Source organism: Pseudomonas sp. Leaf48 (assembly GCF_001421885.1).
GTDB lineage: Bacteria > Pseudomonadota > Gammaproteobacteria > Pseudomonadales > Pseudomonadaceae > Aquipseudomonas.
Genome location: NZ_LMLH01000029.1, coordinates 1 through 17,105, shown reverse-complemented (window position 1 = coordinate 17,105; position 17,105 = coordinate 1). Strand labels below are relative to the sequence as shown.

The following is a 17,105-nucleotide window of genomic DNA, read 5'->3' as shown; positions in this document are numbered from 1 at the left end:
GAGCAGCGGCCGGCATTCGTTCAGCGCAGGTTCAGCGGCGAACGGGACGCTTCTGCAATTTGCGCTGCAAGGTGCGCCGATGCATGCCCAGGGCGCGGGCGGTGGCGGAGATGTTGCCTTCGTGTTCGGTCAGAACGCGCTGAATGTGTTCCCACTGCAGGCGGTCCACGGACATCGGGTTTTCCGGCACCAGGCTGTCCAGGTCGGCGTGTTCGGACAGCAGCGCTGCCAGCACGTCGTCGGCATCGGCCGGTTTGCACAGGTAGTTGCAGGCCCCGCGCTTGATCGCTTCAACAGCGGTGGCAATGCTGGAATAGCCGGTGAGAATCACCACGCGCATTTCCGGATCCATTTCCAGCAACTTGGGCAGCAGCACCAGGCCGGAATCGCCATCCATTTTCAGGTCCAGCGCAGCGTAGTCCGGCAGATCGGCCTTGGCCAGTTCCAGCCCTTCTTCGGCAGAGCCGGCCGTACTGACACGAAACCCACGGCGAGCCATGGCACGGGCCATGACGCGGGTGAACGTGGCGTCGTCATCGACCAGCAGCAAGTGCGGCAGTTCTTCGCCTTCAACCTGGATATCGTCACTCATGTTCGTCTCCTCGGGCGACACGGGGCAGGCGCAGCTCGGTGAGCGTACCGCCTTCCTCATGACTGTAGAGTTTTACTGAGCCGCCAGCGCGAGTCACGCTGGCCTTGCTCAAAAACAGGCCCAGGCCGAAACCTTTGCCCTTGGTGGTAAAAAACGGCTTGCCGATTTGCTCGGCAATGGCCAATGGCACACCGGCGCCATGGTCGCGAATGCTGATGGTCAGGTTTTCCGCGTCCCAGTCCAGCGTCACTTGCAGCCCCTCGGGACACGCATCGGCGGCGTTATTGAGCAAGTTTAACAAGGCCTGGGTCAGGTCCGGCGGCGGCGCCATGCGTGGAACCGCGCCCTGGCCGAGTCGCTGGAAGCGATAGCTGGCTTCGGGGCGCATCAGGTGCCAGCGATTCAATGCCTCGTCGAGCCAATCGGTAACGTCTTGCATTTCCACGGCAAGACGCCGGTTGGCCTCGGCGGCGCGCACCAGATGCTGCAAGGTTTCCTTGCATAGCTTGACCTGATCCTGCAGCACACTGAGGTCGTCCTGCAACATCGGGTCGTGATGGTCCTGGCGCATTTCCTTGAGCAGTACGCTCATGGTTGCCAACGGCGTGCCCAATTCATGAGCGGCACCGGCCGCCTGGGTTGCGACCGCCAGCAACTGCTGATCACGCAGGCCTTCTTCACGACGTATGGCGCGCAGTTCCTCCTGGCGACGCAACTCCTCGGCCATGCGTGCGGCGAAGAAGGTGATCACCGCTGCGGCGAGGGCGAAGCTCAGCCACATGCCGTACACCTGCAGGTTTTCCCGGGCAATGGGAAAGGTTTGCAGTGGATAGAACCGCGCCAGCAGCAGGGTGTACATCGTCAACGCGATGCCCGACAGGATCACCGAATAGCGCCACGGCAGCGTCACCGCGGCGATGGTCAGCGGCACCAGGTAATAAGAGACGAAGGGATTGGTCGAACCACCGGAGAAGTACAGCAAGGCGCTGTGGATAAACAGATCGCAGGCCAGTTGTACGGCGTATTCAAGCTCGGTCACTGGCCACGAAGTGCGCAGGCGAATTGCCGTGAACGCGCACAGCAGCATTGAGCAAGCAAGGGTAGCGGCCAGTTGAAACCAGGGCAGCGGCAACAACTCGAGCCAGTAGGCCAGCCCCACGGAACCGGCCTGAGCGGCCAGCACCAACGTGCGGATGAAGGTCAGCCGCCAGAGGTTCTGGCGAGTGGCGGAGGTGATTTGAACGGGGGCGAGCATGAGCTCTCCTGATGAGCGCTCCAGGCGGATCGCTGGGAGTATAACCAAGCGCGGGGGCTGGCAGGCAAAAGTGCGGCAAACGGCCACAGTGCTACCCATGATTTCCCGGGCGATGACAACTGTGGCGAGGGGGCTTGCCCCCGTTCGGCTGCGAAGCGGTCGTGGATTGCCTCACCTGGTACGGCAGATAGAATGCGGCGGCAGGGTTGGGGGGGGACTGCTTCGCAGTCCAACGGGGGCAAGCCCCCTCGCCACAACAAGCCCTCTCGCCACAGCGGCCCCCTCGCCACAGGGCCACTTGAGTTACATCTGTATAGAAGTTGTAACTATGCGAACCCGACCATCAAAGCTAGAGTCTGATGGTTTCACGCAGGCCCTGACCATACCCCTGCGCACCTTTCAAGGAGCCTTCATGTACACATTCCGCCGCAGCGCCGCCCTCCTCGCCCTGGGCGTTGGCACCCTCGCCAGCCTCCCGACCCTGGCGGCCGACGAGCTTCATTACAACCAGATTTCCCTGCGCGCCGAAGTCAGTCAGGAAGTGGCCCGCGACCTGATGATCGTGACCCTCTACACCGAAGAACAGAACAGCGACCCGGCCAAACTCGCCGCCGACGTCAGCACCACCATGAACAAGGCGCTGGCCCAGGCCAAGCAAGTCAAAGACATCACGCTGCGCCAGGGCAGCCGCAACAGCTACCCGATCTACGACACCAAGGGTCAGAAGATCACCGGCTGGCGTGAACGCGCCGAACTGCGCCTGGAAAGTGCGGACTTCGCCGCGCTGTCGAAACTGACCGGCGAACTGCTCACCGATCTGAAAATGGGCGGCATGGACTTCGCCATCGCGACGCCGACCCGCAAGGCCAGCGAAGACGCCCTGCTCAAAGAGGCCGTAAGCGCCTTCAAGGCCCGTGCTCAACTGGCCACCGATGCCTTGGGCGGCAAGAGCTACAAAATCGTCAACCTGAACCTCAACAGCAACGGTTATCCACAACCCTATATGCGCGGGCCGATGATGATGAAAGCCGCCGCCATGGATGCCGCACCGGTCACTCCGGAAGTTGAAGCCGGTACCAGTCAGGTCAGCATGACCGCAGACGGCTCTATTGAAGTGCTGATGCCTTGATTCGCTGACTCGAATACCCAAACGGCGATCATCGAAAATGATCGCCGTTTTTTTTGCAGCGGTTTTCCCGTGAGCTATAAATGAATAGGTGTACTGGCAAAGCCAGTGGTTGTACCCGGTATCACTCAGACTTGTCTGCGCAACCCGGGTGCAACAATAACCAGCCGCACTTGTGCCATACCCACCCCAGTGCCAAGGGTATAAATAAGTAACACCCGCCCCAACCGGGAGCATCCCGTTGGGTGCGACGCACGACAAAAGTGCGCGAGTTGCACCGCAAAAACGTCGCGCAAACGTTCAAATGCGTCAAAAATTATACATATGCGACATTAAGGTACGTTCGTGCCACCGTTTAAGGCTTGTAGTCACTCTGGATCTTGCATTGGGTATGGCCCCTGCATAAGTATCCGCAGGCACGACTCACGAGGTCGTCCTCTAATTCGAAAAATGACAACAATCTGAGGCCACCATGCTTAAACACGCGGTCATTCCGTTTTTAGTCGGCGCCAGCCTATTGGCCAGCGCACCTTTCGCTCAAGCTGCGACTAACCTGGTGTTCTGCTCCGAAGGGAGCCCGGCCGGTTTCGATCCAGGTCAATACACCACCGGAACCGACTTCGACGCCTCTGCAGAAACCATGTTCAACCGCTTGACCCAGTTCGAGCGCGGCGGCACCGCCGTGGTTCCTGGTCTGGCCACCAGCTGGGACATTTCCCCGGACGGGTTGACGTACACCTTCCACCTGCGCGAAGGCGTCAAGTTCCACACCACCTCGTACTTCAAGCCGACTCGTGAGTTCAACGCCGACGACGTGCTGTTCACCTTCAATCGAATGATCAACAAGGATGATCCGTTCCGTAAGGTGTACCCGACCGAATTCCCGTACTTCACCGACATGGGGATGGACACCAACATCACCAAGATCGATAAAGTCGACGACAAAACCGTCAAGTTCACCCTCAAGGAAGTTGATGCCGCGTTCATCCAGAACATGGCCATGAGCTTCGCTTCGGTGCAGTCCGCCGAGTATGCAGCCCAGCTGCTGAAAGAAGGCAAGGCCGCCGACATCAACCAGAAGCCGGTTGGCACTGGTCCGTTCGTGTTCAAGAGCTACCAGAAAGACTCCAACATCCGCTACACCGGGAACAAGGACTACTGGAAGCCTGAAGACGTGAAGATCGACAACCTGATCTTCGCCATCACCACCGACCCGTCGGTACGTATACAGAAGCTGAAGAAGAACGAGTGCCAGATCACTCTGTTCCCGCGTCCGGCTGACCTGAAGGCGCTGAAAGAAGACAAGGCCCTGAAAGTGCCTGACCAGGCTGGTTTCAACCTGGGTTACATCGCCTATAACGTGATGGACAAGGTCAAGGGCAGCAACGAGGCGAACCCGCTGGCCCAGCTGAAAGTGCGTCAGGCACTGGACATGGCCGTCAATAAACAGCAGATCATCGACTCGGTTTACCAGGGCGCGGGCCAACTGGCCGTAAACGCCATGCCGCCGACCCAGTGGTCCTACGACACCACCATCAAGGATGCCAAGTACGACCCTGAGAAAGCCAAAGAGCTGCTCAAGGAAGCTGGCGTCAAGGAAGGCACCGAAATCGTTCTGTGGGCGATGCCGGTGCAGCGTCCATACAACCCGAACGCCAAACTGATGGCTGAAATGCTGCAGTCCGACTGGGCCAAAATCGGTCTCAAAGTTAAAATTGTCAGCTACGAATGGGGCGAGTACATCAAGCGCTCCAAGGGTGGCGAGAACCAGGCGATGATCATCGGCTGGAGCGGTGACAATGGTGACCCGGACAACTGGCTCAACGTGCTGTTCGGCTGCGACTCGCTGGAAGGCAACAACTTCTCCAAATGGTGCGACAAGAAATTTGACGGCATCGTCAAGGAAGCCAAGCGCACAACCGACCAGGCCAAGCGCACCGAACTGTACAAGCAGGCGCAACACGTCCTCAAAGATGCAGTTCCAATGACACCTATCGCTCACTCGACGGTGTTCCAGCCTATGCGCGACAACGTGCAGGACTTCAAGATCAGCCCGTTTGGCTTGAACTCCTTCTACGGCGTCAGCGTCAGCAAATAAGGTTATGCAACGGCGACGTTTTTGACGTCGCCGTTGCATATCTGCCGATAAAGCAGGAATTTGCCTACATCCCAATCCGCAGCTGGCTACAGGCACCGGGTTAGCGATGTTTCTATTTCCTACAAGACTTTAGGACCTTTCGCATTTACTGCCGGACCCACGACTCATACCGTCGGGGTCTGACCAGCGACTGCGTGGATCATCGGTCATTGCCGCGCGTATGGCTTGAGATCAGTGATGCCTCTACGTCCAGGGATGGGATGACGGCTCATTGCTAATCACTTAGAGAAAAAGGGAGCGTTATGCGCCATACCTTGATTTTATCCGCATTGCTGGGCACCGGCCTGTTGGCCACCGCCTCCATCAGCCAGGCCGCGAGCAACAGCCTGGTATTCTGCTCCGAAGGCAGCCCCGCCGGTTTCGACACGGCGCAGTACACCACGGCGACCGATAATGATGCCGCCGAGCCGCTATACAACCGCCTGGCAGAGTTTGAAAAAGGCGCGACCAACGTCGTACCGGGCCTGGCTACCAGCTGGGATATTTCCGAGGACGGCCTCAAGTACACCTTCCACCTGCGCGAAGGCGTGAAGTTTCACACAACCAAATACTTCACCCCGACCCGTGACTTCAACGCCGACGACGTGCTCTTCACCTTCAATCGCATGCTCGATCCGCAACAACCATTCCGCAAGGCTTATCCGACCGAGTTTCCGTACTTCAACGGCATGAGCCTGAACAAGAACATCGCCAAGGTCGAAAAGACCGGGCCATTGACCGTGGTCATGACGCTCAACAGCGTCGATGCCGCGTTCATCCAGAATATCGCCATGAGCTTCGCCGCCATCCTGTCCGCCGAATACGCCGACAAACTGCTGGCCGAGGGCAAGCCGAGCGACATCAACCAGAAACCGATCGGCACCGGGCCATTCGTGTTCAAGAGCTACCAGAAAGACTCGAACATCCGCTACACCGGCAACAAGCAGTACTGGGACCCGAGCCGGGTCAAGCTCGACAACCTGATTTTCGCCATCAACACCGACGCGTCGGTACGCGTACAGAAGCTCAAGGCCAACGAGTGCCAGATCACCCTGCATCCGCGCCCTGCCGACGTGACCGCGTTGAAAAGCGACCCGGCCCTGAAGCTCATCGAAAAGCCCGGTTTCAACCTTGGCTACATCGCCTACAACGTGCGCCACAAACCATTCGACCAGCTCGAAGTGCGCCAGGCGCTGGACATGGCGGTGAACAAGCAAGGCATTCTCAACGCCGTTTACCAGGGCGCGGGCCAATTGGCGGTCAATGCCATGCCGCCAACCCAATGGTCCTACGACGAGACCATCAAGGATGCCGCCTACAACCCGGAAAAAGCCCGGGAATTGCTCAAGGCCGCCGGCGTCAAGGAAGGCACCGAAATCACCCTCTGGGCCATGCCGGTTCAGCGTCCGTACAACCCCAACGCCAAGTTGATGGCCGAGATGCTCCAGGCCGACTGGGCGAAAATCGGCCTCAAGGTCAAGATCGTCAGCTACGAATGGGGCGAGTACATCAAGCGCACCAAGAATGGCGAGCATGATGTCAGCCTGATCGGCTGGACCGGGGACAATGGGGACCCGGACAACTGGCTGGGCACGCTGTACAGCTGCGATGCCATTGGCGGCAACAACTACTCCATGTGGTGTGATCCGGCTTACGACAAGCTGATCAAGCAGGCCAAGGTCGTCACCGACCGCGACCAGCGCACCGTGCTCTACAAACAGGCGCAGCAGTTGCTCAAGCAGCAAGTGCCGATCACGCCGGTCGCTCACTCGACGGTCAACCAGCCGTTGAGTGCCAAAATCGAAGGGTTCAAGGTGAGCCCGTTCGGTCGCAACGTGTTCTCGGGTGTCAGCCTGGAAAAATAACCGTTTTGTCAGAAACGCCGGGGGGCGAATTTTTCGCCCCCATGCAAGCGTATTGCCGTAATTCGCCAATTTGGCCAATAGCAAACGTTTGCAGTGCCATGCATGAGTTCTAAACCAAAAAGCCGGATCACAAGAAGAGACCGGAATACAAAAAGAAAGTGAGGAGCTTCACCATGAAACTGAGTAGCACCGCGTTATTGGCCTTGGCCATCAGCAGCATAACCGCCACGGCGTACGCAGAAACCCAGAGCCAGGAATTCACCCCGGTTACCGTCAAAGATAAAAGCGCCCAGAGCGAAGCGACCGGCTTCATCGAGGGGCAGTCGATCAGCGGCACTACCCGTAACTGGTACGCCAACGAACAACTCAAGCGCGGCGCCAAGTTTTCCTACAAGAAAGACGGCGTGTCGACCCCGACCGATCGCCGGATCAACTGGGTCCAGGGCACCATCGTCAAGTACAACTCGGGCTTCACCGAAGGCACCGTTGGTTTCAGCACTGAAGTGGCGGCCTACAACGCCATCGCCCTGGATCAGGACCGCAAGGATCTGGCATCCAACAATGGCGGCGCACCCGGCACTCGTCCAGGCGCCGGCAACAACCGTACGCTGACCAAAGAAGGCGGTGACGCCCAGGGCCAGTGGAGCAAACTGGGCCTGGCCAACGTCAAGGCCCGTGTGTCCAACAGCACCCTGACCGCCGGCCGCATGAACTTCAGCAGCCCGCAGGTCGACGTCATCGGCAACCGTGCGCTGCCTTCGAGCTTCCAGGGTGTGGCGATTCACAGCGAAGAGCTGAACAACCTGGCCTTCGACCTGGCCACTTTCGACCGCAACTCACCGCGTACCGAAGAAAGCCTGAGCAAATTCCGCACTGAATACGCCAACGGCATCGTTGAAACCGATCACGTCAACACCGCCGGCATCACCTACACCCCACTCGCCAGCCTGACCACCAGCCTCTGGGCGACCCAGGCTGAAGACATCTGGAACCAGTACTACTTCGGCGCCACCCACGTAATGGGTGACAGCCAGGTGCTGAGCCTGACCACCGGCCTGAACTACTACAAGACTCAGGACACCGGCAAGGCCCTGATCGGCGACATCGACAACGACACCTACTCCCTGTCGTTCGGCCTGACCCACCTGGCCCACACCCTGACACTCTCCTACCAGCAAGTGAACGGTAACGAGTACTTCGACTACCTGCACGAAACCAACGGCATCTACCTGGCCAACTCCCTGCTCTCGGACTTCAACGGCCCGAACGAGAAATCCTTCCAGGTCGCCTACGGTCTGAACATGGCCGAATACGGCGTGCCAGGCCTGAAATTCAACATCTACCAGGCTCGCGGCTGGGGCATCGACGGTACGCACTACACCGGCAACGGCGGCGTGGCCGGCAAGGGTTACGACGGCATCCAGGCCCAGGATGGCGAACACCACTATGAATACGGTATCGGTGCGACCTACGCCGTGCAGAGTGGCCCGCTCAAGGCCACCACTGTGCGCGCTACCTACACCGCCCACCGTGCCAGTGAAAACCAGAATGACGGCAGCATCAATGAGTTCCGTCTCGTGACCACGGTTCCGTTCAACATCCTGTAATGCACCGGTCGAACGGCTGATTCAGTGACGAATCGGCCGTTCGGCTTTTGTCCTTCTAACCGATTGCAGAGGGTTCTTGATGAAAATACTTCCCCTACGTGCGGCCCTCGCGGCTGCGTTGCTGAGTGTTGCGGTTGGCGTATCGGCCAAACCTTTGGTGGTCTGCACCGAAGCCAGTCCGGAAGGCTTCGACATGGTCCAGTACACGACTGCAGTCACCGCCGATGCGGTGGCCGAGACCATCTTCAATCGTTTGGTGGACTTCAAACCCGGCACCACTGATGTGATTCCGGCACTGGCCGAATCCTGGGACATCAGCGAGGACGGCCTGAGCTACACCTTTCACCTGCGCAAAGGCGTCAAGTTTCACACCACCGAATACTTCAAGCCGACCCGCGACATGAATGCCGACGACGTGGTCTGGAGCTTCCAGCGACAGCTGGACCCGAATCATCCATGGCACAAACTGTCGAGCGTGGGCTTCCCGTACTTTGAAAGCATGGGCTTCAAGGAACTGCTCAAAAGCGTCGAGAAGGTCGACGACAACACGGTCAAATTCATCCTGACCCGTCGCGAGGCGCCGTTCCTGGCCGACATCGCCATGGCGTTCTCCTCGATCTACTCCGCCGAGTACGCCGACCAGTTGCTCAAGGCCAACAAGACCGGCGACCTGAACAACAAGCCTGTCGGCACCGGCCCGTTCGTTTTCCAGCGTTACAACAAGGACGCCCAGGTTCGCTTCAAGGCCAACCCGGATTACTTCCGTGGCAAGCCACCGGCTGATGCGCTGATCCTGGCCATCGCTACCGACAACAACGTGCGCCTGCAGAAACTCAAGGCCAACGAGTGCCAGATCGCGCTGTATCCGAAACCGGATGACATCCCGAGCATCAAGAAAGACCCGAACCTGAAGGTCGACGAGTTGAACGCGATGACCGTTTCGTACATCGGCATGAACACCACGCACAAGTACATGAGCGACGTGCGAGTGCGCAAAGCCATCAACATCGCCTTCGACAAGGTGGCCTACGTCAACGCACTGTTCGGCAAAGGCAATGCGACAGTGGCGGTGAACCCGTACCCGGACACCCTGCTGGGCTACAACCACAACCTGAAGAACCCGCCTCGCGATCTGGACAAGGCCCGCGCCCTGCTCAAGGAAGCCGGCGTTCCCGAGGGCACCACGTTCACCCTGTTCACTCGCAACGGTGGCGGCCCGACCAACCCCAACCCGATGCTTGGCGCGCAGATGATGCAGGCCGACCTGGCCAAGGTCGGCATCAAGATCGACATCCGCGTGATGGAATGGGGTGAAATGCTCAAGCGCGCGAAAAACGGTGAGCACGATATGGTTTCCGCCGGATGGGCGGGCGACAACGGCGACCCGGATAATTTCCTTACGCCTATGCTCAGTTGTGAAGCGGCGAAGAACGGAGAAAACTACGCGCGCTGGTGCAATGACAAGTTCCAGACGCTGATCGACCAGGCCCGGGAAAAAACCGATCCGGCCGAACGTGCAGCGCTTTACGAACAGGCTCAGGTTATTTTTAACCAGGACCAGCCATGGATCAGCATGGCACACACTAGAATGTTCACCGCAATGCGCAACAACGTAGAGGGCTACCACATTAGCCCACTCACCACTAATAACTTCGCCACCACCCAGGTGAAGTAGATAAGAAACTCCCGGCATGGCTGACCCAGGCATGCCGGGCACGCCTAACCGGCTGATGAGGTACACCACACGATGTTTAGTTTTATTGCCCGCCGACTGGGGTTACTGATCCCCACGTTCTTCGGCATCACCTTGCTGACTTTCGCGTTGATTCGCATGATCCCCGGCGACCCAGTGGAAGTCATGATGGGAGAACGCAGGGTTGACCCTGAAATGCACGCTCAGGCAATGGAACGCCTAGGTTTGAACAAACCCCTGTACGCCCAGTACCTGGACTACATCGGCAAGCTGGCCCAGGGCGATCTCGGTGAGTCCCTGCGTACCCGTGAAAGCGTGTGGAGCGAGTTCACTTCCCTGTTCCCCGCGACCCTGGAACTGTCCATGGCCGCCCTGTTGTTCGCCGGCATCCTGGGCCTTCTGGCCGGGGTGATCGCGGCACTCAAGCGAGGATCCCTGTTCGACCATGGGGTGATGGGCATCTCCCTGGCGGGATACTCGATGCCGATCTTCTGGTGGGGCCTGATCCTGATCATGTTCTTCTCGGTAAGCCTGGGCTGGACTCCGGTTTCCGGGCGGATCGACCTGCTGTACGACATCGAGCCACGCACCGGCTTCATGCTCATCGATACGCTGCTGGCCGACGAGCCGGACGCCTTCTTCGACGCCCTGCACCACCTGATCCTGCCGGCCATTGTGCTCGGCACCATTCCGCTGGCAGTGATCGCGCGGATGACCCGTTCCTCGATGCTCGAAGTGCTGCGCGAGGACTACATCCGCACCGCCAAGGCCAAGGGCCTGTCGCCGGCACGCGTGGTGTTCGTGCATGGCCTGCGCAACGCACTGATCCCTGTACTCACCGTGGTCGGCCTGCAAGTCGGTACCCTGCTGGCCGGTGCGGTCCTGACTGAAACCATCTTCTCCTGGCCCGGCATCGGCAAATGGCTGATCGAAGCCATTGGCGCCAGGGACTATCCGGTTGTGCAGAACGGCATCCTGTTAATCGCCTGCCTGGTGATTGTGGTCAACTTCGTAGTGGACATCCTCTACGGCTTTGCCAACCCACGCATCCGTCATCAGCGCTGAGATCATGACCATGACCACTCCAGCTACAACTCCAAATCAAGCGGTAACAGTCGATCAAAGCCTGCTGTACCCGTCTCCGTACAAAGAATTCTGGCACGCGTTTTCCCGCAACAAGGGTGCCGTTGCCGGCCTGATGTTCATGTTGCTGGTGATTTTCTGCGCCATCTTCGCTCCATGGGTCGCGCCCCATGACCCGAGCGAGCAATACCGTGACTTCCTGCTGACCCCGCCAGCCTGGCTGGAAGGTGGGCAACTGCAGTTCCTGCTGGGCACCGACGAGCTGGGCCGTGACCTGCTGTCGCGCCTGATCCAGGGTTCGCGTCTGTCCTTGATGATCGGCCTGTCGTCGGTGGTAATGTCGTTGATCCCGGGCATCCTGCTGGGTCTGTTCGCCGGGTTCTTCCCGCGCCTGCTCGGTCCGACCATCATGCGTCTGATGGACATCATGCTGGCCCTGCCGTCCCTGCTGCTGGCCGTGGCGATTGTCGCCATCCTCGGCCCAGGCCTCATCAACACCGTGATCGCGATCGCCGTGGTATCCCTGCCGTCCTACGTTCGTCTGACCCGCGCCGCGGTGATGGGCGAACTGAACCGCGACTACGTGACCGCCGCGCGCCTGGCCGGTGCCGGCCTGCCACGCCTGATGTTCGTCACCGTGCTGCCCAACTGCATGGCGCCGCTGATCGTTCAGGCCACCCTGAGCTTCTCCTCGGCGATTCTCGATGCCGCGGCACTGGGCTTCCTCGGCCTTGGCGTACAACCGCCAACCCCTGAGTGGGGCACCATGCTGGCTTCCGCTCGCGACTACATCGAACGCGCCTGGTGGGTAGTGAGCCTGCCTGGTTTGACCATTTTGCTCAGCGTGCTGGCAATCAACTTGATGGGTGACGGCCTGCGCGACGCGCTGGACCCGAAACTCAAGAACGCCGCCTGAGGAGATTCCAATGTCACTGTTAGAAATCAAGAATCTCAATGTGCGCTTCGGCGACAAGAACGCCACGCCAGTAGTCGACGGCCTCGACCTGAAAGTCGACAAGGGCGAAGTGCTGGCCATCGTTGGCGAGTCGGGTTCGGGTAAATCCGTGACCATGATGGCGCTGATGGGCTTGATCGAGCACCCAGGCATCGTCACCGCCGACTCCCTCAGCTTTGACGGCAAGGACATGCTCAAGCTGAGCAACCGTCAGCGTCGGCAGATCGTCGGCAAAGACCTGTCGATGGTCTTCCAGGACCCGATGACCGCGCTGAACCCGAGCTACACCGTCGGTTTCCAGATCGAAGAAGTGCTGCGCCTGCACCTGAAAATGTCCGGCAAGGCTGCGCGCAAACGCGCCATCGAACTGCTGGAAAAAGTTGAGATCCCGGGCGCGGCCAGTCGCATGGACGCCTACCCGCATCAACTGTCCGGCGGCATGAGCCAGCGCGTCGCGATCGCCATGGCGATTGCCGGCGAACCAAAGCTGCTGATCGCCGACGAACCGACCACTGCACTGGACGTAACCATTCAGGCGCAGATCATGGACCTGCTGCTGGCGTTGCAGAAAGAGCAGAACATGGGCCTGGTGCTGATCACCCACGACCTTGCCGTCGTGGCGGAAACCGCCCAGCGCGTGTGCGTGATGTACGCAGGGCAAGCCGTAGAAGTCGGTCAGGTACCACAACTGTTCGACATTCCGGCGCACCCTTACAGCGAAGCACTGCTCAAGGCGATTCCGGAACACAGCCTCGGGGCCTCGCGCCTGTCGACCCTGCCGGGCATCGTTCCCGGTCGTTATGACCGTCCACAAGGCTGCCTGCTGTCGCCGCGCTGCCCGTATGTGCAGGACAACTGCCGCGCGCAGCGTCCGACCCTTGACCCGAAAAGCAACAGCCTCGCCCGATGCTTCTACCCGCTGAACCAGGAGGTGGCGTAATGGCCGTCGTACTTACCGCCCGCGACCTCACCCGTCACTACGAAGTGTCCCGTGGCATGTTCAAGGGTCATGCGACCGTACGCGCCCTGAACGGCGTGTCGTTCGAACTGGAAGCCGGCAAGACCCTCGCCGTCGTGGGCGAGTCGGGTTGCGGCAAATCCACCCTGGCCCGGGCCCTGACGCTGATCGAAGAGCCGTCCTCCGGCTCCTTGAAAATCGCCGGGCAGGAAGTTTCCGGCGCCGACAAAGCCCAGCGCAAACAGCTGCGCAAAGACGTGCAGATGGTGTTCCAGAGCCCGTACGCCTCGTTGAACCCACGGCAGAAAGTCGGTGATCAGCTGGCAGAGCCTTTATTGATCAACACCAACCTGAGCGCCTCGGAACGTCGCGAAAAAGTCCAGGCGATGATGAAGCAAGTGGGTCTGCGCCCTGAGCATTATCAGCGTTATCCGCATATGTTCTCCGGCGGTCAGCGCCAGCGGATTGCCCTGGCGCGGGCGATGATGCTGCAACCGAAAGTGCTGGTGGCGGACGAACCGACCTCGGCCCTGGACGTGTCGATTCAGGCGCAGGTACTGAACCTGTTCATGGATCTGCAGCAAGAGTTCAACACCGCCTACGTGTTCATCTCCCACAACCTCGCGGTGGTGCAACACGTCGCCGATGACGTGATGGTGATGTACCTCGGCCGCCCAGTGGAAATGGGCCCGAAGAACGACATCTATGAGCGTCCGCTGCATCCGTACACCCAGGCGTTGCTGTCGGCCACCCCGACCATTCACCCGGACCCGAACAAGCCGAAGATCAAGATCGTCGGCGAATTGCCCAACCCGCTGAACCCGCCACCCGGCTGTGCTTTCCACAAGCGCTGCCCGTACGCGACCGAGCGCTGCAGCACTGAAGAGCCGGCCTTGCGCCCGCTCGACAACCGCCAGGTGGCTTGCCACTACGCCGAGCAGTTCCTCGACGGCGCGGCATAAAAAAATGTGGGAGCGGGCTTGCTCGCGAAGGCGTCATTTCAGTCAATATTACTGCGACTGACAGACCGCCTTCGCGAGCAAGCCCGCTCCCACAGGGACTGTGTTGTTGTCCTGACGCCTTCCAGCCCGATTGCACGGCAATCCGGCAGAAGGGGTTTTCTTTTGTCAGCTATTTACGTCTGGCTATCACCTTCGTCGGGGTCATCGGAATCCGGTTCGTCGGTGGTCGCGTCATCATTGCCCGCGCTGCCACCCTGCCCCATGTCGCCCGGCTCCGAGTCGGACGCGGCGATCATCAATTCACCCTGCCCAGCTTGAGCATTCGAAGCCTGGGTTTCATGCTTCTCGCACTCGGCCCACGCCGTAGCACTGCCGAGGGACAGCATCACCAACACCTTCAATACCAATAAAACACGTAGCAACCTGTTCATGGCCGAGTCCTTCCATTTGTGGAGTGTATGGCGCTGATTGAAATCTAGTTGCGATCAGCACGGTTCTCCAGATAGGACGCAAGCGAGCGGACGGAATGCCATTGGGGTGGAGACTGGTTTGCAATAAGGGTTATGCCGAAAAAATCGATATCTGTAGGAGCTGCCGAAGGCTGCGATCTTTTGATCTTTCTTCGGGAGCCCAGGTTTTGCATGCCACAATGACTCCTCACAAGATTGGCCGACATGCGCGGCAAAGTACGTTCAGACCATAGGACACCGGATGACCACCAGCGCTTTCGCACCGATGCAACCACTAGCCGCTACCTTGCTGCCCCACGCCCTGGAACCCTCGGGAGACGGTGCTCACGACCTGTCGCACCTGCAGCGGGTATGGCACAACGTGCGTTTGATTCAGGCACAAGAAGGTGGCGATCTTGAGGTGCTGCTGGCCGCAGTGCTGTTGCATGATTGCGTGGCTGTTGAAAAGAACTCGCCGCTGCGTTCCCAGGCATCACAACTGGCGGCCCAGAAAGCGTCGAGGGTGTTAGCGGAGATGGCTTGGTCCGACAGCAAAATCGCAGCCGTCGCCCACGCCATTGAAGCCCACAGTTTTTCCGCCAACATCACTCCAACCTCGCTGGAAGCGAAAGTCATCCAGGACGCCGATCGCCTCGACTCCCTGGGCATGCTCGGAGTCGCCCGCACCTTCTATGTTGCCGGGCGCATGGGCAGCGCCCTGTACGACCCACAGGACCCCGAAGGCCACGACCGCGCCTACGACGACACACGGTTTTGCATTGACCATTTTCAGACCAAGCTGCTGCATTTGGCGGATGGTTTCCAGACCACTACGGGACAACGTTTGGCATATGTTCGCCATGATCGTTTGAAGGGGTTTCTGGAGCAGTTCAAGGAAGAGATCGGGATTGGCTGATTCACAGCGCAGACATTCTGACTAAACGCGGCGAATCCGGATCCTTCGCGAGCAGGCTCCCACAGTTGTTCTACGCCAGACGCCAAATCCATCTTCTGACGCCATACCCTGTAGGAGCGAGCAGGCTCGCGAAAAAACCGAGAGCGCCGAGGGCACCCGGAATGCCCGTGTAATCGTTAACCTCCTTCGTCGGAACGCCGCCCGGAGCATGCTCGCTCCTACAGTTGATCAGCGCCAGGCGCAAAACTCGCGAACAGACACCGACTCCCTGTAGGAGCGAGCAGGCTCGCGAAAAACCTTGGCGCGCTGCGGGGTGTCAGGGACCCAGCGTCATCGTTGACGACCTTCGCCAGCAAGCCGGCTCCTACAGTTGTTCTTCGCCGGGCGCGAATTCCGTGAGCAGACCCGTTCACCTGTGTGTGGCTTGCCAGCGATGGCGGCCTGCACGCTCCCGCCACTTGGGCAAATATCAGAGCGGTCTGTAGGACCAGAACCGTAACTACACCGCCTTGCGCCATTGCCTACAACTACGCCAGAATCCGCCGGCTTGTGCGCCTTGGACCCGGACTCTATCGTCGCCGGGTCGCTGAAAACTCAGCGATCGGGTTTCGCAGCCTGGGTCAATCAAGGCGCTCAGCGCCACCGTTTCCATTCAGTTGGCGCTTTTGTTTGCACACTGTAATGCGTTATGGCGGCTATGCGCGGGAGACCTCCGGTCTGCCGGGTTCCTTGATTCCCGGTCTGCGAACCTGCGTATGGCTGCCACCTTCTCCGCTTCGCAGCGAACCGTGGCAGCTCCATCAATCAAGGAGCTCCATCATGGTCAAACCCACCCCCAATCCCCCTGAATCCAATACCCTCAACCTCAAACCCGCCATTCTCAAGCCCAGCATCCCCCACAACCCCAGCGCAATGTTCGTCATCGCCCCCAACATCGACACCGAAAGCCTCCTGGCCCACGCCTGCGAATCCCTGGCCTCGGCAAGCGTGATGGCCAGCGACTTCGCCACCTTCCTCGACGGCCCGCAGCGCAGCATGCTGCTGGGCATTCAGCAGGTGATCATGCTGGCGGACCTGGCCGTCAACCGCGCACTGGATAACGTCGCGCCGCTGGACTAAACGCTGAACCTTGTGGCGAGAGCCCCAGTGCCATCGCCACAAAACCCAGAGCCGAATAAATCCCTACAGATCAAGCACTGCAACTTTTTTGGACGCGTCCTACACACACCTCAGAAGCTTCCTATTTCAACTGTTCTCCAATTTTTCAATGCTTTCATCCCCCCGGACCCGGGTGAAAGCACTGCCTTTTCTGCCCGTCCCCCGCAGACAAGGAAGGACTGAGCATGAGCAATCCGCTGCGCACTTTTTACGACCACAGCCGCCACAAACTCAAGATCGACCAACTCGACACCCACCTCGACGTCCTCGCCTTCGAGGGCCATGAGTACCTCAGCCAACCCTACCTCTACCGCATCGAATTCACCGCCAGCGACCTCGACATCGGCGC

The 17,105-nt window shown here is 59.4% G+C and carries 14 protein-coding genes; 11 read left to right on the top strand and 3 right to left on the bottom strand.

Annotation, left to right across the window (positions count from 1 at the left end):
- Positions 1 to 31 precede the first annotated feature (31 nt).
- Complete coding sequence (locus tag ASE98_RS19425) at positions 32 to 592, bottom strand: response regulator transcription factor (RefSeq protein ID WP_060542954.1); 561 nt, start codon at positions 590 to 592, stop codon at positions 32 to 34.
- Positions 585 to 1,847 carry an ATP-binding protein gene (locus ASE98_RS19420; RefSeq protein WP_060542953.1) on the bottom strand — a complete coding sequence of 421 codons (1,263 nt, stop codon included), beginning with the start codon at positions 1,845 to 1,847 and terminating at the stop codon, positions 585 to 587. Before ASE98_RS19420 ends, ASE98_RS19425 begins: the two co-directional genes overlap by 8 nt.
- Positions 1,848 to 2,259: 412 nt before the next feature.
- On the opposite strand from ASE98_RS19420, the gene ASE98_RS19415 reads away from it, so the two are divergent.
- The 9 genes from ASE98_RS19415 to ASE98_RS19375 all read left to right on the top strand — a co-directional run bounded on the left by ASE98_RS19415 (position 2,260) and on the right by ASE98_RS19375 (position 14,233).
- A complete protein-coding gene (locus ASE98_RS19415) occupies positions 2,260 to 2,976 on the top strand; it encodes an SIMPL domain-containing protein (protein ID WP_060542952.1) in 717 nt (238 codons plus the stop codon).
- Positions 2,977 to 3,445: 469 nt separating this feature from the next.
- Positions 3,446 to 5,071 carry an ABC transporter substrate-binding protein gene (locus ASE98_RS19410; RefSeq protein ID WP_060542951.1) on the top strand — a complete coding sequence of 542 codons (1,626 nt, stop codon included), beginning with the start codon at positions 3,446 to 3,448 and terminating at the stop codon, positions 5,069 to 5,071.
- Between the two features lie 302 nt (positions 5,072 to 5,373).
- Complete coding sequence (locus tag ASE98_RS19405; protein WP_060542950.1) at positions 5,374 to 6,975, top strand: ABC transporter substrate-binding protein; 1,602 nt, start codon at positions 5,374 to 5,376, stop codon at positions 6,973 to 6,975.
- A gap of 173 nt (positions 6,976 to 7,148) precedes the next feature.
- A complete protein-coding gene (locus ASE98_RS19400; protein WP_060542949.1) occupies positions 7,149 to 8,582 on the top strand; it encodes an OprD family porin in 1,434 nt (477 codons plus the stop codon).
- Between the two features lie 79 nt (positions 8,583 to 8,661).
- Complete coding sequence (locus tag ASE98_RS19395; protein ID WP_060542948.1) at positions 8,662 to 10,257, top strand: ABC transporter substrate-binding protein; 1,596 nt, start codon at positions 8,662 to 8,664, stop codon at positions 10,255 to 10,257.
- Positions 10,258 to 10,329: 72 nt separating this feature from the next.
- Entirely contained in the window at positions 10,330 to 11,340 is a 1,011-nt protein-coding gene (locus ASE98_RS19390; protein WP_060542947.1) for an ABC transporter permease subunit, read from the top strand.
- 10 nt (positions 11,341 to 11,350) lie between these two features.
- Positions 11,351 to 12,274, top strand: coding sequence for an ABC transporter permease subunit (locus ASE98_RS19385; RefSeq protein ID WP_060542946.1), 924 nt, complete (start codon positions 11,351 to 11,353; stop codon positions 12,272 to 12,274).
- A gap of 10 nt (positions 12,275 to 12,284) precedes the next feature.
- A complete protein-coding gene (locus ASE98_RS19380) occupies positions 12,285 to 13,253 on the top strand; it encodes an ABC transporter ATP-binding protein (protein ID WP_060542945.1) in 969 nt (322 codons plus the stop codon).
- A complete protein-coding gene (locus ASE98_RS19375) occupies positions 13,253 to 14,233 on the top strand; it encodes a peptide ABC transporter ATP-binding protein (protein WP_060542944.1) in 981 nt (326 codons plus the stop codon). The genes ASE98_RS19380 and ASE98_RS19375 overlap by 1 nt, the downstream gene beginning before the upstream one ends.
- Positions 14,234 to 14,406: 173 nt before the next feature.
- Here the strand turns inward: ASE98_RS19375 and ASE98_RS19370 are convergent, their stop codons facing one another.
- Positions 14,407 to 14,664 carry a hypothetical protein gene (locus tag ASE98_RS19370; protein WP_060542943.1) on the bottom strand — a complete coding sequence of 86 codons (258 nt, stop codon included), beginning with the start codon at positions 14,662 to 14,664 and terminating at the stop codon, positions 14,407 to 14,409.
- A gap of 280 nt (positions 14,665 to 14,944) precedes the next feature.
- Between ASE98_RS19370 and ASE98_RS19365 the strand changes: the two genes are divergently transcribed.
- Both ASE98_RS19365 and ASE98_RS19360 read left to right on the top strand, forming a co-directional pair.
- The gene (locus ASE98_RS19365) at positions 14,945 to 15,598 is read left to right on the top strand and encodes an HD domain-containing protein (protein WP_060542942.1); all 654 of its coding nucleotides are present in this window, start codon (positions 14,945 to 14,947) and stop codon (positions 15,596 to 15,598) included.
- 819 nt (positions 15,599 to 16,417) lie between these two features.
- Complete coding sequence (locus ASE98_RS19360) at positions 16,418 to 16,717, top strand: DUF6124 family protein (protein ID WP_060542941.1); 300 nt, start codon at positions 16,418 to 16,420, stop codon at positions 16,715 to 16,717.
- The last annotated feature ends 388 nt before the right edge of the window (positions 16,718 to 17,105 follow it).